Annotated in this window: 18 protein-coding genes; 1 reads left to right on the forward strand and 17 read right to left on the reverse strand. The window is 41.8% G+C overall.

Annotated features, from left to right (window positions below):
• Window positions 1-4: 4 nt before the first annotated feature.
• The 14 genes from H8S51_RS15115 to H8S51_RS15180 form a co-directional block, all read right to left on the reverse strand.
• On the reverse strand, window positions 5-1,699 hold the full coding sequence (locus tag H8S51_RS15115; RefSeq protein WP_186900019.1) for an AAA family ATPase: 1,695 nt from the start codon (window positions 1,697-1,699) through the stop codon (window positions 5-7).
• A gap of 35 nt (window positions 1,700-1,734) precedes the next feature.
• Window positions 1,735-3,054, reverse strand: coding sequence for an ATP-binding protein (locus tag H8S51_RS15120; protein WP_186900020.1), 1,320 nt, complete (start codon window positions 3,052-3,054; stop codon window positions 1,735-1,737).
• The gene (locus H8S51_RS15125; protein WP_015559327.1) at window positions 3,051-3,761 is read right to left on the reverse strand and encodes a LytR/AlgR family response regulator transcription factor; all 711 of its coding nucleotides are present in this window, start codon (window positions 3,759-3,761) and stop codon (window positions 3,051-3,053) included. The genes H8S51_RS15120 and H8S51_RS15125 overlap by 4 nt, the downstream gene beginning before the upstream one ends.
• A gap of 195 nt (window positions 3,762-3,956) precedes the next feature.
• A complete protein-coding gene (locus H8S51_RS15130) occupies window positions 3,957-6,353 on the reverse strand; it encodes a glycoside hydrolase family 3 C-terminal domain-containing protein (RefSeq protein ID WP_186900021.1) in 2,397 nt (798 codons plus the stop codon).
• 157 nt (window positions 6,354-6,510) lie between these two features.
• Entirely contained in the window at window positions 6,511-7,230 is a 720-nt protein-coding gene (locus tag H8S51_RS15135; protein WP_186900022.1) for a hypothetical protein, read from the reverse strand.
• Between the two features lie 142 nt (window positions 7,231-7,372).
• Window positions 7,373-8,773: a sensor histidine kinase gene (locus tag H8S51_RS15140; RefSeq protein WP_186900023.1), complete on the reverse strand. Its 1,401-nt coding sequence runs from the start codon at window positions 8,771-8,773 to the stop codon at window positions 7,373-7,375.
• A 3-nt stretch (window positions 8,774-8,776) separates the two neighbouring features.
• Window positions 8,777-9,451 carry a response regulator transcription factor gene (locus H8S51_RS15145; RefSeq protein ID WP_015559324.1) on the reverse strand — a complete coding sequence of 225 codons (675 nt, stop codon included), beginning with the start codon at window positions 9,449-9,451 and terminating at the stop codon, window positions 8,777-8,779.
• Window positions 9,452-9,677: 226 nt separating this feature from the next.
• Window positions 9,678-10,124 carry an Hsp20/alpha crystallin family protein gene (locus H8S51_RS15150; RefSeq protein WP_006858190.1) on the reverse strand — a complete coding sequence of 149 codons (447 nt, stop codon included), beginning with the start codon at window positions 10,122-10,124 and terminating at the stop codon, window positions 9,678-9,680.
• Between the two features lie 253 nt (window positions 10,125-10,377).
• Window positions 10,378-11,499, reverse strand: coding sequence for an acyltransferase family protein (locus H8S51_RS15155; protein ID WP_186900024.1), 1,122 nt, complete (start codon window positions 11,497-11,499; stop codon window positions 10,378-10,380).
• Window positions 11,500-11,546: 47 nt separating this feature from the next.
• Window positions 11,547-11,981 (reverse strand): helix-turn-helix domain-containing protein, encoded by a 435-nt coding sequence (locus tag H8S51_RS15160; protein ID WP_044999388.1) that lies wholly within the window; start codon window positions 11,979-11,981, stop codon window positions 11,547-11,549.
• A gap of 257 nt (window positions 11,982-12,238) precedes the next feature.
• Complete coding sequence (locus tag H8S51_RS15165) at window positions 12,239-13,735, reverse strand: glycoside hydrolase family 43 protein (RefSeq protein ID WP_118592244.1); 1,497 nt, start codon at window positions 13,733-13,735, stop codon at window positions 12,239-12,241.
• Window positions 13,736-14,011: 276 nt separating this feature from the next.
• Window positions 14,012-15,346: a sensor domain-containing diguanylate cyclase gene (locus H8S51_RS15170; protein WP_022112421.1), complete on the reverse strand. Its 1,335-nt coding sequence runs from the start codon at window positions 15,344-15,346 to the stop codon at window positions 14,012-14,014.
• Between the two features lie 222 nt (window positions 15,347-15,568).
• A complete protein-coding gene (hcp, locus tag H8S51_RS15175) occupies window positions 15,569-17,149 on the reverse strand; it encodes a hydroxylamine reductase (RefSeq protein WP_186900025.1) in 1,581 nt (526 codons plus the stop codon).
• Between the two features lie 57 nt (window positions 17,150-17,206).
• Window positions 17,207-17,917, reverse strand: coding sequence for a 4Fe-4S binding protein (locus H8S51_RS15180; RefSeq protein ID WP_117922522.1), 711 nt, complete (start codon window positions 17,915-17,917; stop codon window positions 17,207-17,209).
• Window positions 17,918-18,036: 119 nt separating this feature from the next.
• Between H8S51_RS15180 and H8S51_RS15185 the strand changes: the two genes are divergently transcribed.
• Complete coding sequence (locus tag H8S51_RS15185; protein WP_117922521.1) at window positions 18,037-18,717, forward strand: Crp/Fnr family transcriptional regulator; 681 nt, start codon at window positions 18,037-18,039, stop codon at window positions 18,715-18,717.
• Window positions 18,718-18,761: 44 nt separating this feature from the next.
• Here H8S51_RS15185 and H8S51_RS15190 read toward each other — a convergent pair whose 3' ends face one another.
• The 3 genes from H8S51_RS15190 to H8S51_RS15200 all read right to left on the reverse strand — a co-directional run bounded on the left by H8S51_RS15190 (window position 18,762) and on the right by H8S51_RS15200 (window position 21,609).
• On the reverse strand, window positions 18,762-19,850 hold the full coding sequence (locus H8S51_RS15190; protein WP_186900026.1) for an HD-GYP domain-containing protein: 1,089 nt from the start codon (window positions 19,848-19,850) through the stop codon (window positions 18,762-18,764).
• Window positions 19,851-19,900: 50 nt separating this feature from the next.
• Window positions 19,901-20,665 (reverse strand): HAD family hydrolase, encoded by a 765-nt coding sequence (locus H8S51_RS15195; protein ID WP_186900027.1) that lies wholly within the window; start codon window positions 20,663-20,665, stop codon window positions 19,901-19,903.
• 209 nt (window positions 20,666-20,874) lie between these two features.
• The gene (locus tag H8S51_RS15200; RefSeq protein WP_117922518.1) at window positions 20,875-21,609 is read right to left on the reverse strand and encodes a SigB/SigF/SigG family RNA polymerase sigma factor; all 735 of its coding nucleotides are present in this window, start codon (window positions 21,607-21,609) and stop codon (window positions 20,875-20,877) included.
• Window position 21,610: the final 1 nt, after the last annotated feature.

Here is a 21,610-nt window from a genome sequence, read left to right on the forward strand (position 1 = left end):
CGCATCAGGATTTTTCCCCAATCATTACCCTGCATCTCTTTTTATAAAATGCGATTCCATATTTCAGAATCTTTTCCACACCATCCTCTTCAAGAATGTCTATATAATTGTTCCCACCGATCTGTTCTAACGCAGACTGGCATGCCGTTTCCAAATCTCCATCCTGTGCATACTTAAGTTCCAGAATGATTCCCATTTCACCGTCATCCGTCTCGATCACAATATCACTGTAACCATCGCCTGATTCTTTATTCGAAGAAACACTCCACGATTCCTCATACCCGAGAATTCCAAGTAAGATACCGTGATAAAAGTTTTCTTTCATCTTTTTTCTCACAAAAGTATCCCGGATACTGATGGCCCGCCGCAGATAATCACACAGGCATTTTTCTATCGTTTCTGTTTCTCCGTTTCTTAATGCTTCACAGAATGTATTTAACAGCACGCCATTCTTCGGTACATTTTCTTTAAAAAAATCCATAATCTGGTCTGTAAAAATCTTCCGGATCTCCATATTCGGAATCACCAGCTGGAACGTATCCCCCGCTGCCCGTCCTCTTTGTGTAAGATATCCTGTTGTAAATAATACACTCCATAGATTGTCAATACTGTCATACATTTCTTTATAAGTCAGTTCCTGATGGATTTCTTTCTCGATCACTTCACCTGCAACAAGCCGCTCTATCTCACGCCTTAGCGTTACTTTATCCGATTCCCTGATAAATCTTTTGACCGCCTCATTGCTGCTTGTATTTGACCAGTAATTTTTAGGCTCTGCCAGCGGGTCCGCCCGCAACGTGTCCACATAATTGATTACATCCCATGGACAATAAACTTCTGCTTTTCCGAACTGATATCCGTCATACCACTCCCTAATATCCTCGTAATGATCGGAAAGTTCATAGTATTCCAGCATCTCCCTTACTTCTTCATCGGTAAATCCGAAATACTCGTCAAACTGTACATCTGCAATGGAAAGAACTTTCAGATTATTCAGTCCTGTAAAAATACTTTCCTTGGAAATGCGCATACATCCAGTCAGCACCGCAAATTTCAGGCTGTCATTTGTCTTAAGCGCATACTCAAACAGGTTGCGGATAAAGATAACCATCTGATCATAATATTCCCGTTCAAGTGCTTTTGCCAGTGGAACATCATATTCATCGATCAGAATAATTACTTTTTTCCCATAATGCTTTTCAAGAAGTTCGGAAAGCACTTTTAAACTGCTGCATAGTGTTCCCTCATCCACATCCGTTTCAAGTAATGCCGTATATGCTTTTTTATCATATTCCGTGAGCCTGCTGCTTTCTAACAGATATTGAAACCTTCTTGCCTCCCCTTTGATAAGCTGGACCGTCATCTCTATTGCTTTTTCATAAGTCTGCGCATTGATTCCTTTTAAAGAAACAGATATCACCGGATATTTTCCCATGTACTCTTCACACAGCCTGGTTTCTTGTGCAATCTTTAAATGATTAAAAATTTCCTTATTTCCGTTTATGTCAAAGAAATTTTTTAACATACTCATATTCAGGGACTTTCCAAACCGCCTTGGACGGGTAAAGAGTGTGACTTTTGCCCAATTTTCCAGAAGTTCTTTGATCAAATAGGATTTATCTATATAGTAAAATCCAGCTGTCTGTATTTCTTCAAAATTTTCTATTCCAATCGGTAATTTTTTCTTCTCATTTTTCATTTCAACACCCCAAATAGATTTTTACATTTTTGTTTTCATATAACCTTATCTCTCATCGGGATCAGGATCTTTAAATCAAACCAGTTCTCTTTTGTATCAATGCTGACCGCACCGTCATATTTGTTGACCGTATAGCGGATACTTTTGAGTCCGTACCCGTGATATTCTTTCTCTTTTTTGGTCGTGACCAGTTTTCCCTCCTGATACTCTAAGTTCCCTTCGTAATAATTTTCAAACCGGAGGAGCAGGAAATTTTTCTGTTTTGAAACCGTCACATGCACGAGCCGCTTCTCTTTATCCGGTATTTTCAGTTCACACTCAATCGCGTTATCGAGCGCGTTTCCAAAAATGCTGCAGATATCCATCACATCCATAAAATCAAGCAGTGTGCCGTCCGCAACACAGGTAAACGTGATCCCATGTTTCGCACAATAGAGGCTTTTGGTAGTGAGCACCGTATCGAGCACTTTGTTTCCGGTCTTATTCTGTGCCTCATACTGTCTTATCTCATCTTCCATGCGGTTTAAATATTCTTCACGCTTTTTCGGATCATCCTCACTCCTAAGGACTGCGATCTGATGTTTTAAATCGTGATATTTATAATTGATCAGTTCGATGCTCTCTCTCGACTGCTTGTACTGCACATACTGATTCTGCAGCACATTCTGCACGGATTCGAGTTCTTTTCTCACACGCAGTTCCCGGCACTGGATCAGATGTGCATAAAGGATCGCGATACCGCCAAGATCTACTAATGTACGGATATTTCCGATCTCAAACGAATAGCGACCGGAAAATGGCGTATTTTCCGTGAGAAAACTCATGTTGCTAACAGCAAACACCGCAACTGCGATCAGTCCGGCGGAAATATATTCCCGGTGGCTGATATTCATTTTCCCATCTTTAGGCATATGTACCCGCAGAATTTTATACAGGATCAGTGCGATCGCACCATAGATCAGAACCAGAAGACCTCTGCAAAGCCACCAGTTTGTCATCGCCTCGTCGAAAAAGTAACATACAACCTGCCATTCGAACGATGCCATAAATTCCGCGACAACAAATGCGATCATCCCAAAATAGGCAGCATCAGTAAAAGTAATTTCGCAGCAGCTGTAGATAAATACGATCATTAAAAATACAGCCACGATCATACAAGGAATCCAGAAATAAATCTTAATATCATCCGTCATGACTAAAAACACACTCTGTATCAGAAGCACAGCCGCCATAATGCCTGCCGTCTGCCATTTTTGAAATCTCTTTTTGACCGGCAGGATAAATAACATGCATGCCATCCACTCTGCGACCGCTGTGTAGATTCTTGGTATATCCGGCATAATATGTTCCATCATTTGATAACCTCTCCCCAGTATTTTGTCAGTTCTTCCATAAATTCTTTTTTGCGCGCACGGCTTAATACCAGCTGCTCACCTTTTACCATGGCACAGCCGTCCGTGATCCCGTCCACATGCGCTAAATTGATGAGATACCCCTTGTTACCACGGCAGAAGTTCATATCAGCTAATTTTTCTTCCATCTCTTTCATTGTGCCTGTTGTCTCATAGTCGCCAAGAATTGTGTGCAGGATCAGCGTATGCCCCTGGCTTTCGATATAATAAATATTTGCGATATTGATCCGCACCGTCCCGCCTTTCATGCTGACCATGATCATCTTTGTCTCTCTTTTTTTCATGCGCCCGATCGCACGGCTCAGTCTCTGTGAAAATGCAAAATAAGACACCGGTTTTAATACATAGTCGAGTGCATCCACCGCATAGCCGCGGATCGCATACTGTGCCATGTTTGTGATAAAAATGATAACGACCTCCGTGTCCACTTTTCGGATCTCCTCCGCTGCCGACATGCCATCCATAAATTTCATTTCCACATCCATAAGAATAATGTCATACTGGGACTGATACTTATTAACGATCTGATCCCCGTCCGAATAGATCGTGATATCAAAAGCCTCCCCATTTTCTTTTTCATATTGATGTAAAAATTCCTCAAGCTGCTTTGCATACATCGCTTCATCTTCTACGATTGCAATTTTTATCATATATTTTTCTCCATTTTCTTTTCCAGTGTACCTGCTCCAATTCGCCGTTCGGCAATCATGTGAACATGTTGACTCACCTGCGCTCATGATATCATCCCCCACAAACGTTTTGTGAACGCAAATGGGGACCTGCACCAAATTTATTTTAGTACAAGTCCCTGTTATTTACCACTTTTTTATCTGATTACATTTTACCTAATCACGTTTCACTGCCGCTTTGATCAGGTGCGCTGTTCCCTTAATGCGGTGTCCGTTTGCCATCTCGGTCAAAGCTTCTGCCATCTTCATTGTGACAAAACCACCTGTCATTTTTGCATAGCCGCGGATCGGCATATTGTAATTAAACAATACGTTCAGATTCGGTTTTCCCTGCCATTCGCTGATCTTTAACAAAATACGCAGTACCCCGTAAAACAGTTTACCAAAAATTCCTTTTCCATAATAAAGCTGGCAGACTGCATCATTCATACGGATTTCTCCGCTCCAGCTTCCATCCGGGATCTCTCTGCCATACAGTCTGCGGAATGTATCATCAGAAATATTTTTGATCTCACCATTAAAATATTCCGGCAGGCTTTCTCTGCTGTAACCACCCTCTGTGACAGTTCCATTTACCGCAAGTGATCCCGCAAGCAGCATTTCTTCCGCATTGCTTCCGATCATGATCTGATAGGTTCCCGTTTCCACTTCCCAGCTGTCTGTCCGTGTATCATAAAAACGAAATGTCTTATCGTCAAATAAAATCCTTATTTCTTTTTCTTCTCCCGGAGCCAGTTCCACCCGCGCGAAGCCTTTCAGTTCGCGCAGCGGACGGAACACGGAATCAGATTCTTTTCCGACATAAAGCTGTGCAATCTCTGTTCCGGTCACATCTCCGGTATTTTTAATTTTAAATGTCACACCATCCTGATCTACCGCCAGATCACGGTATGTAAATGTGGTATAACTGAGTCCGAAACCAAACGGGAAACGCACTTTTTTACCTACTGTCGTGTAGTAGCGGTATCCTACATAAAGTCCCTCCCGGTATTCGCTGCTTCTCTCTTTGCTCGGATAATATTCATACGCCGGTGTATCTTCATAATGAAGCGGATAGGTCTCATTCAGTTTTCCGGACGGGCAGACTTTTCCGGTCAGAACGTTAAGAATCGCTGACGCACCCGCCTGACCGCCGAGGTAACCGTGCACAATTCCTTTGACATACGGATACCACGGCATTTCCACGGAAGATCCCGCTGAAAGAACTACGATCACATTTTTATTTACCGTGGTAAGTTCATTGATCAATTCGTCCTGTGCTACAGGCATATGCATATGGGTACGGTCGAGTCCCTCCGACTCGCTGATCTCGTCAAGACCTCCGAAAAACAGCACCACATCCGCATTTTTTGCTGCATCAACAGCTGCCTTTACCAGTTTAGCATTTGGTTTTCTGTTTCTGATATACCCCTGTTCATAGGCTGTCATCGTAAGTCCGCTGTCTTTTATCTCCTCTAATATGGACTCCGGCGGCATTGCCGGATTCACTAAGGAAGATCCTGCTCCCTGATATCGCGGAGTCTTTGCAAAGTCTCCGATCACAGCCACTTTTGTCCCCTGTTTTAATGGAAGGATCTGCTCTTCATTTTTTAAAAGGACGATGCTCTCCTCGGCCGCTTTGCGTGCAAGTTTATGATGCGCTTCCTTATTGAAAGTAGTTCCTTTTCCATCCACGGTCGCCTGATGCGTCGCAAAAATGACACGGAGCAGTTCATCTAAGCGCTGATCTAACACACTCTCCTCTAATGTTCCGTTTTTGACGGCATTTACGATATCATGCATTCCTGATTTTCCGGTGCCCGGCATCTCAAGATGACTTCCGTTTTTCACTCCGAGTGCGTGATCATTACTTCCACCCCAGTCGGATACCACATATCCGTCAAAACCCCATTCATCGACTAAGATTTCCTGTAACATGTGGCGGTTCTCATTGGCATAGACACCGTTTACTTCATTATAAGAAGACATGATCGACTTCGCTTTTCCTTCTTTTACCGCAATCTCAAATCCGGTCGTATAGATCTCGCGGAAGGTTCTCTCATCCACAACGGAATCATTTGCCATACGACGCAGTTCCTGGCTGTTTGCTGCAAAATGCTTCGGGCAGGCTGCGATTCCTTTGCTCTGGATTCCCCTTACATAGGCTGCCGCCATTTTTCCTGCATGGTACGGATCTTCAGAAAAATATTCAAAATTTCTTCCACAGAGCGGGCTTCTCTTGATGTTTAATCCCGGTCCTAAGATCACATTGACATCCATGGTCACGGCTTCCTCTGCCAATGCCGTTCCGATCTCCTCGCCTAATGTTTCATCCCAGCTGTTTGCAACCGAGGCTGCGGTCGGAAAACAGGTCGCAGGGAGACTTGCATTTAATCCCAAATGGTCTCCGGCTCCCGCCTGTCTTCTCAATCCGTGCGGTCCGTCAGACATTGCCATGGACGGGATTCCGTATTTTTCAAAATCCACTGTCTCCCAGGTGTTTTTGCCGGACATCATCAGGGCTTTTTCTTCGAGTGACATCTGTTTTATGATAGATTCGTATTTTAAACTCATGATTGATCCTCTCTTTATTTGTGATCTGCACATCTTTCACTTTCGTAATTTCAGCATAGCACAAACAAAAGATGAAGAGGGAATATTTCACAAATGGGGGCATTTTTTGCATAAACTGTCAAAAATGCCCCCGAAGAGCTTTCGCTCTCAATCATGCTCAATCATAGTCATCATAATAGTCATCATCGTAGTCATCATCCTCGTAGTCATCATCATCATCCGCAATAACATTCACGGTATATACTACTTTTTTACCCTTTGCCTTACCACTTGTACATGTACAGGTTACCCGTACTGTTCCTGTCTTTTCCGCATAAAACTCAACGTCCGTTCCGGTTGTTTTTCTTTCTGCAAACGAGACAATACTTGTATCACTGATCTCCCATTTTAACTGACTGTTCTTTATTGAGGATCCTTTTTTGACCTCTAAATCAAAATCATCCCATGCTTCTACATATTTGACTGATTCTCCAACCTTTGCCAATGAATAATCACTCTTTTTCTTCGTCACAGTTACAGTTATTGTATCACCATATTTCTTCTTACTCTTTCCCTGTACATAACACCGGATTTTTGCTTTTCCTGGTTTTACGGCAATGAAATCCATTTCATCGCCTGTGCGGTCACGATCCTCAAATTTTACATATTTTTTTCCTGAAATAATTTCCCAGCGGATATAATCGTCCTCAGCATCTATTGGAGTTACTTTCGCTCTGATTTCAAACTCCTTTCCCTGAGAAACCTTTTTTGCCGACTGCGCTATGGAAACCTTCTTCGGTTTCCAGTTATAATCTGCCTGTGCTGAAATGTTTCCCGTACCAATTACCGCTATCACAACCAAAAGTACAATTAAAACCTGTTTTGCTGCTCTCTTCATAAACAAATCCTCCTTTTTTCATGAGAGTTTCTCATTTCTAATTGTTTTGCTTTGTACTTTGATTATATCATGCATTTATTAGAACATTATTAATACGACAAATTTTTTATAATCATTATTGATTTCCATATGTCTGCTTTTATCAAAGCGGCAGTTTTACCTGAAAAACACTCCCACTGCCTGCCTCACTTTTCACTTGGATTTTTCCTCTGTAAAACTTCACAATTTCATAAACCATGGCAAGCCCAAGTCCACTTCCCTCGCCTCCTCGCGATACATCAGTCTGATAAAACCGCCGGAAGATCTTTTCCTGCTCTTCTTCTGCAATTCCTATCCCATCATCCGTTACAGACAAAACAAGTTCCGTTTCTTCTTTCTTTAATTTCACAAAGATATGCCCATTCTCTTTCCCATAACGATAGGCATTGCTGACAAGATTAACGAGAATTCTTGATAAAAGTTCACGATTTCCATAAAACACTGCCTGCTCCGTCTCATAATCAAGCATAATTTCCTTTTCTCTTATCAGCTTCATATCAGAGCAAATAGATGCCACCAGTTCTTCCATATCAACAGTTTCCTCTGCATATTTTCCTGATTTCATTTCCAGTCTGGCAAAGTCCAGCATATGATCAATAAGTTTTGTCATTTTCCGCGCCTGACGCCTGATTACCCGCAAGGCATCTTCATATTCCCCTACGCTTCTTTCTTTTTCAAGTGTATACTCACACTGTGCTGAAATGACAGCCATCGGTGTTCTTAGTTCATGTGAAACGTCAGATGTAAATTGTTGTTCCTTTTCAAATGTACTTTCCAGTCGTTCAAACATCTCATTAAATATATCCGCAAGCTGGTGCAGTTCATCATTCCCTTTTCCAAGATTGATCCTGCATTTCAAATCATTTTCTTCTCCAATCTTTCTTGCAGTCCCAGCTATTTTCTGAATTGGATTTAATGTACGTCCAGCAATAAAATATCCTCCCGCAGATGCTATTACGACCAGAACCGGCAGAAGAACCAGTGCAATCCGCATAATCCCAAAGCTCTGACGCTCTCCCTGTTCCTCTGATACCACTCCACGAAGCCATAATCCGTTAAGTCCTTCTGCTGTGAGTTTCCGGTCAAAAATATAATACCCCGTTCCATCCTTCATTACTTTTTGAATCTCGGAATCCACAAATTCCAGATCTGCCACTTTTGCAGCTATTGGATTTTCTCCATAAATAAGCCTTGACTTTTCATCATACAATCCTGTATAGACTTCATTTACCTTGCTCAGAAAATCGTCGTCAATTTCCAGATACCCTTTCCGGTAATCAATCAAATAATCAATATCCGCATCTGTACGGATTTCACCCATCCCAGAAAAATATTCAATCTCATCCACATTATTTTCCACTGTCTCCACCAGACTATCCTGTATTGTTTTTATCAAAATCTGACGGCTGACGACAAAAATCATCAGATATGCAAATAGTACTATTACCACCAATGCTGCAGTAAACCAGATTGTTATTTTCAGACGGATTGAGAATCTCCCCATATCTTAAATTTCCTCTCTCATTATAAATCCTCTTCCACGGACTGTATGAATCAGCTTTTTGTCATATCCACCATCAATTTTTTTTCGAAGATAGCTGATATAAACATCCACTATATTCGTGCCCCCTTCGTAATCAAAATTCCAGACATGATCCTCTATCATCTCACGAGACAGCACACGCCCCTGATTGTACATGAAATATTCCAGCATGGCATATTCTTTAGCCGATAATGTGATCTCTTTTCCCCCCCGCATTACCCTGTGGGAAGTGCAATCCAAAGAAAGATCCGCAATATGCAAAACATTGTCAGTAACTCCGAAAGATCCCCTCATCATTGCGCGCAGACGTGCTGACAACTCTTCAAACGAAAATGGCTTCACAAGATAATCATTTGCCCCACTGTCTAATCCCTTTACTCTGTCCGAAACAGCATCCTTTGCTGTCAGAAATAGCACCGGTGTTGTCTTTCCCATTCCCCTCAGCGCACGCAGCACTGTAAATCCATCTGCTTTTGGCATCATAATATCAAGAATCACTGCATCATACTCCGTACAGGAAAGGATATCTATTGCTGTCCTGCCATCAAAACAATGATCCACACTGTAACCATCCTCAGTCAGTTTTTGAACAATAATGGCATTTAAATCCTGTTCATCTTCCGCCAAAAAAATTCTCATGTTTATTTCCTTCTCCTTTGTTTTTTACCGCGTCATTATAATCCCCTTTAAATCCAATTGTCATATAATGAAAATAACGAAACCAACATTTATAACATTCACGAAAGAAGATATTTCTTGCAGATACTATACAACATTCATTTCTCATATACAACCTGTAAAAATCTTCTTACGCGCAAAAATGCCCCCGAAGAGCTTTCGCTCTCCGGGGGCATCCTCTCATCTGTTATCCCTCAATGGATATGTATCGTTTTTCCGGAACTTTCTTTGCTTCTTCCTTCGGGACATCCAGTGTTAAAATACCATTTTCGTATTTTGCGTGGATATCGTTTTCGGTAACACTCTCGCCTACATAGAAGGTACGGCTCATACTTCCGGCGTAACGTTCACGTCTGATGTATTTGTCTTTCTTATCCTTCTCTTCCTTGTCGAGACCCTTCTCAGCGCTGATTGTAAGGTAACCATCGTTTAACTCAAGCTGGATCTCGTCTTTCTTAAATCCTGGAAGATCAACGGCTACTTCGTAACCTTTCTCGGTCTCCTTTACATCTGTCTTCATCATGTTCTTTGCATGTTTACCATACAATGTTTTATCAACATCCGGAATCTCTGGGAATGAGAAATCCATCCAGTCATCAAATAAGTTTTCTCCAAAAATGCTAGGCAGTAACATAAGTCATCTCTCCTTTTTCTACCGGTCCACTTTCTGTGGAACCTCCCATGTTTTTTACCTTTGTTTTGGAACCTCAGACGAAGGAACTCTGGGGAATCATCTTCTCTTTTTGTTCCCTCTTCCTTTGTTCTGACTATGTTATACCACCACTTATTAGCACTGTCAATAGGTGAGTGCTAATTTTCTGTGAACTTTTTGTGAAATCATATTTTAGCTGATATTTTTATCAAAAAAGTCCCTTATATCTCGCTTTTCAAACGTTATTCCGTTGTTTCCGAATCCCCAAAATCCAGTATCTAAGCACCGGGATCCGACGTATCACTTCATATAATAAGATTGAAACCACAAATCCACCCACCAATTCAATACCATAGACTACAGTCAGTGGCAGCTCCTTTCCAGCCAGAAGATAATTGATCACTAAAAGTACCGGGATATGTAATACATAGATACCGAAACAGCATTTTCTCATATAATTCGTAAAATTATTGGAAAAATCAAGCCATTTTGGACCTGCACCAAGCACGAGCAAAACCATAAAAAATGCATACAGGTTTAAATCCCATCTTGACAGTACATCTTTGTCCGTATATGCCATTCCATAACATCTTACGATATAAAATATGCCGCTTACAGCTGCACAAATGCCCAATAGGAGCACTGCATTTTTTATTTTTTCCATGACACTTTCATTCGAAAACAGGTAATATCCGGCTAAAAATGCCGGAATATAAATGCCGTTCCGGTAGGACGTGATAAGGGGCATATTAAGGATATGCGAACCGCCCCAGAAAATAAAATACACTGCTGCCATTACGATTACAAATGGGATTCCGTGACTCAATTTCTGATCGATCCATCCACAGATTTTTTCATCATCAGCGCTGCATTTTCCTGCAATTTTCCGGAACAGAAGCAAAATCAGTGCTGCCACAAACAATACATGGCAAAACCACAATGCCCCGATACCACAGCATAAGATGATAATGACTCTCACAAAAGCCGGTACACTCTCCGGCATATTGCCACGCGCAGTGTGAAGATAGATCACATATCCACCGATCCAGCCAAATGCCAGAACACCAAGTGTCGACGGCGCCAGAATCTTATCCACCCTCTCTTTCAAAAACTGTCTTTCTGTCCTCTTTTCCAGTGCATATCTTGCACTGATTCCGGCGACTACAAACAGCAGTAACATAAACCACGGGTATACAAAATACTGGTAAATCCCCGCAAATGTAACTGCTCCTTCATACGGTTTTAAACCGGCAAACATCGCCTCGGTTCCAATATTATTGTAATAAAAATAAACATGAAAGATCACAACAAAAAAAATCGTCAGAAACCGGATATTATCCAGATAATGTTTTCTCATAAAAATCTCCATTTCCTCCTGCAGTGTTTTCCTCACTTTTTTGCGTCTTAGTTCTTATCCTTTTGATTTGCCATTTTTAATGCCTGCTGCACAAAATCTATCATATCATCTGCTTTGACCAGGGCAATCCCCTGTGCTTCATCACCTAACACCATGATCGTATCTCCCGCTTTAATCTGAAAAACTTCTCTCGCCTTCTTTGGCAGAACGATCTGTCCTCTCGCTCCGACTGTAACCGTTCCAAACATATGCTTCCCTTTTGGCGGAAGTGGAAGACTTTTATTTTTTTCCTCATAATGCAGCATATCCTCCAACGCCACACCAAATGCTTCTGCCATCCTGTCACAGGCGATCACATCCGGAATACTCTCCCCAGATTCCCATTTTGAGACCGTCTGTCTGCTCGTTTCCGTCAGTTCCGCTAACTGCTCCTGTGACATTCCTGCCCGTTTTCTAAGTAACTGTATATTATCTGAAAGCATGTTTTTCCTCCCATCTCCTCTCGTGTTCTCATACATTTCATACTTTTCATACTTTATTGTAAACATACGAAACATCATTTTCCAGCAAAAGATATAACAAAAAGAGACCACATATGTTATTTTTTTTAACATGGGTGATCTCCTGAAACATGTTTTGTTTTTCCTCTGCTTCACTATACAATACCGTTGTAAAAACCAATGTCCAAAGTAGGAAAAATTTGAGTAAATTCCGACACTTATTTTATGCAGTTCTATCTTTATGAGATTTCATCAACATCATAATACTTAAAATCCCGGAAGCAGGCACTTCCTCCTGTTTCCTCTGCCGCATAGCAGAACAGACCAAACCGGCAACCAGTAAAATGATCCAGTTTGAAGTACAGCTTATGCACGTTTCCGATGGGTAGCCAGTCTCCCTTATTTACCCGGTAATAGCAGCGTGCTTCATCCTTCATGTTACAGAAATCTGCTTCAAGGCGAAAATCCATCTGATGTGATTCAACAACAGTTCCTTCCGTCATATCCAATATACCATCTTCTTTTTTATCCAGCATAAGGACTTCATATTTTCCATGATGTTTTGTAATGCCAACTGCAGCATAACAGCTCTGCAACGCACACAAACCTGCGACATCGCCCTCTTTCAATGCAGAAGCATCAACAGTAACCTCAGCTGCGCAGGACGGATAACTCATCCTTTGCGTAAGCGTATTTACTGCCTGTGTAAGCTCTGTACAAACTTCCCGTGTTGTAATTGTATAGGTTCCCTGCAATGCATCCAGATGATAGTACCGTGGATCTGGATCATGATTAAACTGCCAGCGCGAAAGCAGCCCATTACAGAAATCATCACTTCCCACTAATGGCTGATAAATATATCCTGGTCTGGTACTGTGAACCTCTATTTCTTCCGGCACATGTCCGTTCTGTCCAAAAAACGGAAAATGATCCTTCCAGGTAACCGGAAGCAGAATAGGAATCCGTCCAACTGCTCCGGAATCCTGAAACAGCATTGCATACCACTTTCCATCCGGCGTATCCACTATTCCTCCCTGTGCCACGCCCTGCCCACAATATCCACGATCATCACAAAGTACATCTCCACCCGTGAATTCTCCTTCCAGAGAATCACTGTAAAAGCATGCTTCCGTCCGCATCCAGCGGTCTCTCAGGGAATGAACCAGAAAAATATAATAATAGCCGTTTATTTTTTGAATATGAGAACCCTCATAGCCTAGCTCCGGGTTCTTATGATCACTGACTAAAAGACGATGTAATCCGTCCTTCTTTGGTGCAGTCAAATCTTCATTCAATTCTGTAATCCAGATTTCATCATTTCCATATACAATATAGTTTCTGCCATCCTCATCAAATAATAAGGAGCCGTCATGATAAAAGCCTTCTATCAGCTGCTTTTTCCATGGACCATCTATTTTTTCCGAAGTATACAAATAAGTCTTACGGGTATCATTTGCCACAAAGCAGATATAAAATCGGCCTTCATGATAGCGCAGGGAAGCTGCCCACATGCCCTGTCCGTAAATATTCTGACCGCTTTTCAGTTGCTGCGCATCCGTATGATCCAACGTCTCATAGACATAAGTCACATGCTCCCAGTGCACCAGATCAAAAGACTGCAGAATCTCACAGCCCGGCATAAAGTGCATGGTTGTGGATACCATATAATAGGTGTCTTCTACGCGGATCACGTCCAGATCTGGATAATCCAATCTTGTTATAGGATTTACATTCATTGTTTATTCCTTTCTGTTTTATCTCCATATTCTTTCTTTGTTCTATTCTATTTTTACTATTTTATCTTTGTTTCTTATCCGTCTGCCTTTTCAACTCTTCTCTGCCCCATTTCACTATTGCTAATATCACAATCTCACAGTAAAATATAATAATCGAAAACGATCCTACACCATGTTATTCATCAGAAATTTCCGGTTTGCACAGATTTACCGGGAATAAACAGAAGGAGACCAGCATGAAGGAAAATATAACACTTAATTCTGCAATACAATGATTTATCTGCGCCGTTTCAGTCCGTGTTCCTTATAATACCGGTCTTTATCCTCATACATCAGGCGCTCCGATTCGTTTAAAAGCAGATCGATATCCTTAGGGCCGCGTTCTTTCCATATCATGCCAACCGCCATCGTAACCTGATGTTCTTTCATATCCATGCGCAGTTTCTCAACGTGTTCCCTCAGGTCTTTTTCCTCTATTCCAAGACAGAGTACTAAAAGTTCATCGCCGCCGATCCGATACAGACCATACCCCTTAAATACACCCGCTAAGCACTCACATGCCCTGATGATCAACCGATCTCCGGCTTCATGCCCCTGCTCATCATTGACCTTTTTCAGCCCTGTGATATCGCAGTACACTACACCGATCTGTTCCCCATTCCACTCATGCTCCACAAACCAGTCGACCGCATAACGATTGCCAAACTGAGTGAGCTGGTCATGATAACTCATGCGTTCTAACTGACGGAGCAGATTTCTTCTCCGAATGGAGGAAACAATAAAAGATCCCATGATATGAAGCATATCGGAAACATAATCTAATGATTCTGCCGGTGGATTATCCACTCCGTAAAATCCAATGATCTTTTTCTCCCAATAAAGTGGAACAACCACCAGTGAATGGATATCCTGACGTTTCAGATTCTTATACTGTTCCGAATCTTCCTCTCTGATGTTCTCCAGATTTTCAATTACAATGTTTTTATCTTCTTGAAAATTCCGATACCAGTTGGCACATAATTCTGGTGGAAGGTTCTGTAAATTATCTTTCTCCGGCTTGATTCCATTTGCAACCCACTCGTAAGTGTTGTCATCGTACCCATTCTCATTATGCTCAAAAATATATGTTCTCTCTCCATCTAATGCCTTTCCTATATATTCCAGAATGATGTCCAGCGATTTATCCGCAGAAGATGTTCCAAGGGCAAGACGCAGTCCCTCATTAACGATTTTTTCCAGTTTTTCGTAGCGGCGTACCACATTTTTCTGATGTTCCTGAGAACTTATATTCAGAGCAATCTCTATTCTATATCGTCTGCCATTGTCCTCCACAACAGTATCCTTAATTTTAAAGTATTTATTTAAAAGCGGGTTAAAATACCGCCACTCCTTAAACTGTCCTTCCTGCAGTTCATCATTATTGCAGATCGTACAGGGCAGGCTTGAATTCTGAAGCAATTCATAACATTTTTTGCCGGCAAGTTCCTCTTTTGAATGTATCCCATAAGTATCTCTCATCTTTTTATTCATATAAACCAGTTCATGGGTATCCGCATCTGCAACATATACATATTCATTCATATTTTCAAAAAAATTCCAGATTCTTTCCATACCATTCCCCATTTCGTGCTTAAAAAAACAATATTCTCATTCCTGACAAGCCTGAATACAAATATAAACTTGTTATCTATTATAACTCAAAATTCGACAATATACAGTATATTTTTTCTTTTAACCAGAAAAAGGAAGTATGAAAAATAAAAAATCATTTTTCACACCCCCTTTTCTCATTCAGGGCGACAGAAAGGTTTCCAAAACATTTATTTTATTGATTTATCCAAGGATCTCTGCTAAATCTGCTTCCGGTGTCGCAATCGGTGCAATGCCGTAATTTTCTACCAGATAATTTAAAATATTCGGTGAGATAAATGCCGGCAGTGTCGGTCCTAGCTTTATATTTTTGATACCAAGGTGGAGCAGTGTCAATAAAATGCAGACTGCTTTCTGTTCGTACCAGGAAAGCACCATGGAAAGCGGCAGCTCATTCACGCCACAGTCAAATGCCTCCGCAAGTGCCACTGCGACACGGATCGCACTGTAGGCATCGTTGCACTGTCCCATATCAAGGATTCTTGGCAATCCGCCGATCGTTCCAAGATCAAGATCGTTAAAGCGGTATTTTCCACATGCAAGTGTTAAGATCATGGTATCCTTTGGCGTCTGTTTTACAAACTCTGTATAATAATTTCTTCCGACCCGCGCGCCATCACAGCCGCCGACTAAAAAGAAGTGACGGATATCACCGGATTTTACGGCTGCGATCACCTGATCTGCCACGCCAAGTACAGTTCCGTGACCGAATCCGGTCATGACCTTTGTACCGCCATTGATACCGGTAAACTGTGTATCCTCTTTGTAACCGCCAAGCTCTAACGCTTTTTCGATAACCGGGGTAAAGTCTTTATCTTCCCCGATATGCACCATTTCCGGATAAGAAACCACTTCTGTTGTAAATACACGGTCTGCATAACTTTCTTTGACCGGCATCAGGCAGTTTGTTGTGTAAAGAACCGGTGCCGGAATATGATCAAATTCCTTCTGCTGATTCTGCCATGCAGTACCAAAGTTGCCTTTTAAATGCGGATATTTCTTTAATTCCGGGTAAGCATGTGCCGGCAGCATCTCACCGTGTGTATAAACGTTGATTCCCTTGTCTTTTGTCTGCTCTAACAAGAGCTTCAGATCATAAAGATCATGTCCGGTAATAACGATAAATGGTCCCTTTTCCACCATCAGAGGCACTTCCGTCGGTACCGGTGTTCCAAATGTTTCTGTGTTAGCACGGTCTAACATCTCCATGCAGGTAAGATTTACTTTTCCTGTTTCTAACACGAGTGGTAGCAGATCCCCCATCTCGAAATCTTCACCGACTGCAAATAAGGCACGATAGAAAAAGTCATTTACTTCCTCATTTGTATATCCGAGTACCATTGCATGATAAGCATAAGCTGCCATACCACGGATGCCAAATAAAATTAAGGATTTTAAGGAACGGATATCCTCATCTGCCTCCCACATCCGCTTCATATCATAATCATTGGTATTGCCGCACGGTGATATGCAAGTCGTACATCCAGGTGCAACTTTCGCTTTTTCTTCTCTGACACGGGCGATCATTTCACGCAGTGTCTCATCATTAAAATTCACATTTGTGATGGTTGTAAATAAACCTTCTATTATAATGCGGTCCGTCTGCTCTGTCTTTGGGTTGTTCATGCAGGCATGTGCAAGTCCCACAAGTGCTCCTGTCAGTTCATCCTGCAGATCCGCTGTTGCACTCTTCTTTCCACATACACCGGCAGCTCCCGTACATCCGCTGCATCCCGCTGTCTGCTCACACTGAAAACAAAACATATATCATCCTCCATTTATGTGTGTAAAAATGTTATTTTCACACTATCTTCGTTTTTCTTAATCTAAAATTTTTCCGTCAATTGAGATCGTCACAACATTCCATGGAATGAATTTTCCGCTGTTCTTTAATGCAGTCACTGCTGCATGCTCGATTCCTCCACAGCAAGGTACTTCCATTCTCACGATCGTCACGCTCTTAATATCATTATTTTTAATGATCTCTGTCAGTTTTTCACTGTAATCCACATCATCTAATTTCGGACATCCGATCAGTGTCACTTTTCCACGGATAAAATCCTGATGGAAATTACCATACGCATATGCGCTGCAGTCTGCCGCGATCAAAAGTTTTGCCCCGTCAAAATAAGGCGCATTGACCGGTGCAAGTTTGATCTGTACCGGCCACTGACGTAATTCTGAACTGACCGGTGAAGCTGCACTCTGATTTTCTTCTGCAGGTTTTCTTTCAAGCTGACGCATTCTTGCACCCGGACATCCACCGGAAAGTGCCTGTCCCATTGCCTGCATTTTTTTCTTTTTATTTTCCTGGACTGCTGCCTCATCATAAGCTGCCGCCTCACGCTCTATAAAAGAGATTGCTCCAACCGGACAGTTTGGCAGACAATCACCAAGTCCGTCACAATAATCATCACGAAGCAGTTTTGCCTTTCCGTCCACGATGCCGATCGCACCTTCATGACAAGCCTCTGCACAAAGACCACATCCGTTGCATTTTTCTTCGTCTATCTGTATTACTCTGCGTACCATATAAATTCCTCCTGTTTTCTGCGCTCTTGACATTACTCGTACACTATACTAGAATTTTTCTCAAAAGTATGTTGTCATAACAACATTAAAAAAATTTTAAAAAAGAAGGTTTCTCTTTTATGGATTATCAGTTTTTAAGTCAGACAATGCTGTTTTCGGGCGAATCGCCGGAAGAAATTAAAGAAATGCTCTCCTGTCTTGGAGCAGTCACAAGAAGTTACGGAAAAGGCGAGATCATCTATCACGCCGGGGAATGTGTTCATTCCATGGGACTTGTACTGTCCGGAAATGTTCAGATTGAAAATGATGATGTATGGGGAAATCACAGTGTATTAGATGACATAGCCCCCGGCTTTTTCTTCGCTGAAACTTACGCAAGCCTGTCAAAAGAACCTCTGATGGTCAATGTTGTCTCTGCATCCGCAAAGACAGAAGTATTGTTTTTAAATATAGGACGGCTGCTCACAACCTGCAATAACAGTTGTTCACATCACAACCGCCTGATCCATAATATGTTTTTTATTTCGGCACGGAAAAATCTGCTTCTCTCCCGCAGGATCTTCCATACCACACCAAAATCGATCCGCGGACGGCTTCTCTCTTACCTTTCTGCACAATCTGCCGCTGCGAAAAGCCTTGATTTTACGATACCATTTAACAGACAGCAGCTTGCCGACTACTTAAACGTAGACCGCAGTGCCCTGTCTGCAGAACTATCAAAAATGCAGCGGGAGGGACTCCTTAAAACGGAGCGCAATCATTTTATTCTGCATGAAGATTCCCTCGACTCTGATCTCTGATCATGCTGCAAGTGAATCCACTGCATGATAGGACATCACGATTCTTATGCCATATGCACACAGTACCAGTCTTCGTCTACCTGTCTTGCTTCTTCTCCGACGGAGACGATCGGATGATCCATATCATTTAACGGAATATATTCAACGCATCCTTCCCTGCCATCCGACATAATAACCTGCTGATGTCTGTATACTTTTACCATATTTTTTATAAATATATTGAGAAGATTCTGGTCAAGTCCTTTGTACCCCGCAGTTACAAACCACTGCAGCACATCAAACGGTATCTTCTCTTTTTTATAACTGCGCGCAGAAAGCATTGCATCATAAATATCCGAAATTGATGTAATTCTTGCAAAATAAGAAATGGAGCTTCCTTTTAAACCATCCGGATAACCGCTTCCATCTAATTTTTCATGATGCCAGCGTACTGCATAGCGTACATCCTCGCTGATATCCTCCCCCAGCAGTTCAAAAGAATAAAGCGGATGTCTTTTCATAATTTCAAACTCTTCCTGCGTCAGTTTTCTCGGTGCATTTAAAATTTCTTCCGGTATCTTTGTTTTTCCGATATCATGAAGTACTCCTGTTAAGATCAGGTTCCGGACATCTGTTTCGTCGAGTCCTAACCACTGTCCCATGATACCGTTTAAAAGTGCAACATTTAGTGAATGTCTCTGCAATGCCTCATCAACAGGCCGTGGCACGGTAATACACTGGAAAATCTCTCCGGCATCCACGGATACCATTCTGCTGTATACTTTCTCCATCATACCTTCCACTTCAGCATGATTGACAAACATCACATTTTTGCTCATCTGAAGCACATGGTCGACGCCTTTGCGCAGTTCTGTATACCCGGTTCTGTTTTCCAACATTTTCTGCTGTATTTCAGCCGGACGGTCTTTTCCCTTCATGATATACTCGTAAGATCCGCGGAATGTTGTAATATAATTATTGCCTTCGCTGAAATTGATCAGTTTATCAAGTTTGCTTTTCGTGATAACTTCTCCGCTCGGCACTAAAAGTACACTTCCATTATAATTGTAAAGATTATCTGATAAAACAAGTCCTTCCCACAAGTACTCCATCGGTACTTTTTCGAGACGTTCTGTTTTTTCGTATTTTGCCATAACCGGTCCTCCATTCATATATGAATGTATCGGCATTTTTTTCTATCACATTAATCGGAAATCAGGATCTGCCGCACTTTTGCCAGATCCATCTGCATCAGTACATAATCTGCGTCCGGTTTCTTTTTTATGTCCGGTGAAATATTTGAATGGATGTAAAATGTATGCAGTCCGACCTCTTTTGCTCCCTTGATATCACTGACTGCATCATTTCCGATCATAATGCTCTCTTCCGGTACCATGTGATGTTTGTCGAGTAATAAATGAAAGAAACGCGCATCCGGTTTTTTTACTTTGCACGAAGATGACAGTAAAATATCATCAAAATAAGGCTCTAACCCCAAAAGTCTCATTTCGTACGCCGTAAAAATACGCTGTGCATTTGAGAGCAGATATACCTTTTTCCCTTTTTCACGCAATGCTGTAAGAAGTTCCTCTGCCCCATCATAAAGTCTGATATATTCTGTGGAAAGAATCCGGAAAAACTGCCCCGCATGAATGGCAAGTTCTAAGTCTGCCTGCACTCCTTTTTCCTGAAACAGCGCAAGAAAAACTTCCTCAATCTCTATCTCCGGATGTGCTTCATGGGTATCATCTTTTTTTATATCCGCCTCTGATCCCATCTCCTGCCGCAGGGCATCCTCTTTCTGTCCTGTGAGGCGTGCATATGCATTTTTCAGTTTCTGCGCTGTATAAGCTGCACCGTAATATCCGTAAAACTGCGCAAGTTTTTCCCATAACTCCGGTTTTTCCTCATCCGTGTGAATATCCACTAAAGTTCCATATAAGTCAAATATATAATTTTCGTATTTCATGTTAATTCTCCCTCTTCTGCACCAAAATCCTTTTTCACTTTTGCACAAAATTCTTATTTTTTCACACTGTTTTCCACTTTGCACAGCCTTGTCATGTTAATTTCTCTGCATTTTATAAAAAAATAACATGTTTATATGGGAAAATCAACCGGATGTGGCATAATCATTACAATTTGCCCGTTTTTTTAATATATTCCCCCTGCACTTTTCTATCCTAAATTTTTTCTAAGACCAATCAGAATCTTTTTTTCAAGCCTGCTGACCTGCACCTGCGTCATTCCAAGTTCTTTTGCAGTCTCGCTCTGCGTCCGGTTTTCAAAATAACGGCACCGGATTAGATTTTTTTCCCGCTCATCCAGTAGTGCTAACAACTGCTCGATCACCATCCGGTTTAAGACCGCTTCCTTTTCCGGTTCATCTATGCCGTTTTCTTCTCTTTCACACAACTGATCGACCATTAAAAGCTCGTCCCCGTCTTTCTCATAGACCGGCTGATAAATAGATTCCACATCCCTTGCTGATTCCATTGCCATAATGATCTCGCCACAGCTTAACCCTGTCCGCTCTGCAATCTCAACCATTCCCGGCTCTCTTCCAAGTTCTCTCCACAATTCCTCTCGTGCCCGTCCTGCCTTATAAGCATTTTCCTTTAACGTCCGGCTTACCTTCACCATACCGTCATCCCTTAAAAACCTGCGGATTTCCCCCATGATCACCGGAACAGCATATGTAGAAAATGCAAGATTTAATGAAAGATCAAATTTATCTACCGCCTTCATAAGTCCGATGCATCCGATCTGGAATAACTCCTCCCTGTCATGCCCACGGTTTTCAAACCGGTACACGATCGTATGTACAAGTCCAAGGTTTCCTGCGATCAGTGCATCCCTCGCACTTTTATCCCCCTCATGTGCCTGCTGCATCAGTTCCTTAAAATGCTCCATA

Source organism: Roseburia rectibacter, assembly GCF_014287515.2.
GTDB classification, from domain to species: Bacteria; Bacillota; Clostridia; order Lachnospirales; family Lachnospiraceae; genus Roseburia; species Roseburia rectibacter.

Bases quoted from the DNA above. Each gene is read 5' to 3' on its own strand.
- H8S51_RS15115 (WP_186900019.1), bottom strand. From the start codon at position 1,699: ATGAAAAATGAGAAGAAAAAATTACCGATTGGAATAGAAAATTTTGAA.
- H8S51_RS15120 (WP_186900020.1), bottom strand. From the start codon at position 3,054: ATGATGGAACATATTATGCCGGATATACCAAGAATCTACACAGCGGTC.
- H8S51_RS15125 (WP_015559327.1), bottom strand. From the start codon at position 3,761: ATGATAAAAATTGCAATCGTAGAAGATGAAGCGATGTATGCAAAGCAG.
- H8S51_RS15130 (WP_186900021.1), bottom strand. From the start codon at position 6,353: ATGAGTTTAAAATACGAATCTATCATAAAACAGATGTCACTCGAAGAA.
- H8S51_RS15135 (WP_186900022.1), bottom strand. From the start codon at position 7,230: ATGAAGAGAGCAGCAAAACAGGTTTTAATTGTACTTTTGGTTGTGATA.
- H8S51_RS15140 (WP_186900023.1), bottom strand. From the start codon at position 8,773: ATGGGGAGATTCTCAATCCGTCTGAAAATAACAATCTGGTTTACTGCA.
- H8S51_RS15145 (WP_015559324.1), bottom strand. From the start codon at position 9,451: ATGAGAATTTTTTTGGCGGAAGATGAACAGGATTTAAATGCCATTATT.
- H8S51_RS15150 (WP_006858190.1), bottom strand. From the start codon at position 10,124: ATGTTACTGCCTAGCATTTTTGGAGAAAACTTATTTGATGACTGGATG.
- H8S51_RS15155 (WP_186900024.1), bottom strand. From the start codon at position 11,499: ATGAGAAAACATTATCTGGATAATATCCGGTTTCTGACGATTTTTTTT.
- H8S51_RS15160 (WP_044999388.1), bottom strand. From the start codon at position 11,981: ATGCTTTCAGATAATATACAGTTACTTAGAAAACGGGCAGGAATGTCA.
- H8S51_RS15165 (WP_118592244.1), bottom strand. From the start codon at position 13,735: ATGAATGTAAATCCTATAACAAGATTGGATTATCCAGATCTGGACGTG.
- H8S51_RS15170 (WP_022112421.1), bottom strand. From the start codon at position 15,346: ATGGAAAGAATCTGGAATTTTTTTGAAAATATGAATGAATATGTATAT.
- hcp (WP_186900025.1), bottom strand. From the start codon at position 17,149: ATGTTTTGTTTTCAGTGTGAGCAGACAGCGGGATGCAGCGGATGTACG.
- H8S51_RS15180 (WP_117922522.1), bottom strand. From the start codon at position 17,917: ATGGTACGCAGAGTAATACAGATAGACGAAGAAAAATGCAACGGATGT.
- H8S51_RS15185 (WP_117922521.1), top strand. From the start codon at position 18,037: ATGGATTATCAGTTTTTAAGTCAGACAATGCTGTTTTCGGGCGAATCG.
- H8S51_RS15190 (WP_186900026.1), bottom strand. From the start codon at position 19,850: ATGGCAAAATACGAAAAAACAGAACGTCTCGAAAAAGTACCGATGGAG.
- H8S51_RS15195 (WP_186900027.1), bottom strand. From the start codon at position 20,665: ATGAAATACGAAAATTATATATTTGACTTATATGGAACTTTAGTGGAT.
- H8S51_RS15200 (WP_117922518.1), bottom strand. From the start codon at position 21,609: ATGGAGCATTTTAAGGAACTGATGCAGCAGGCACATGAGGGGGATAAA.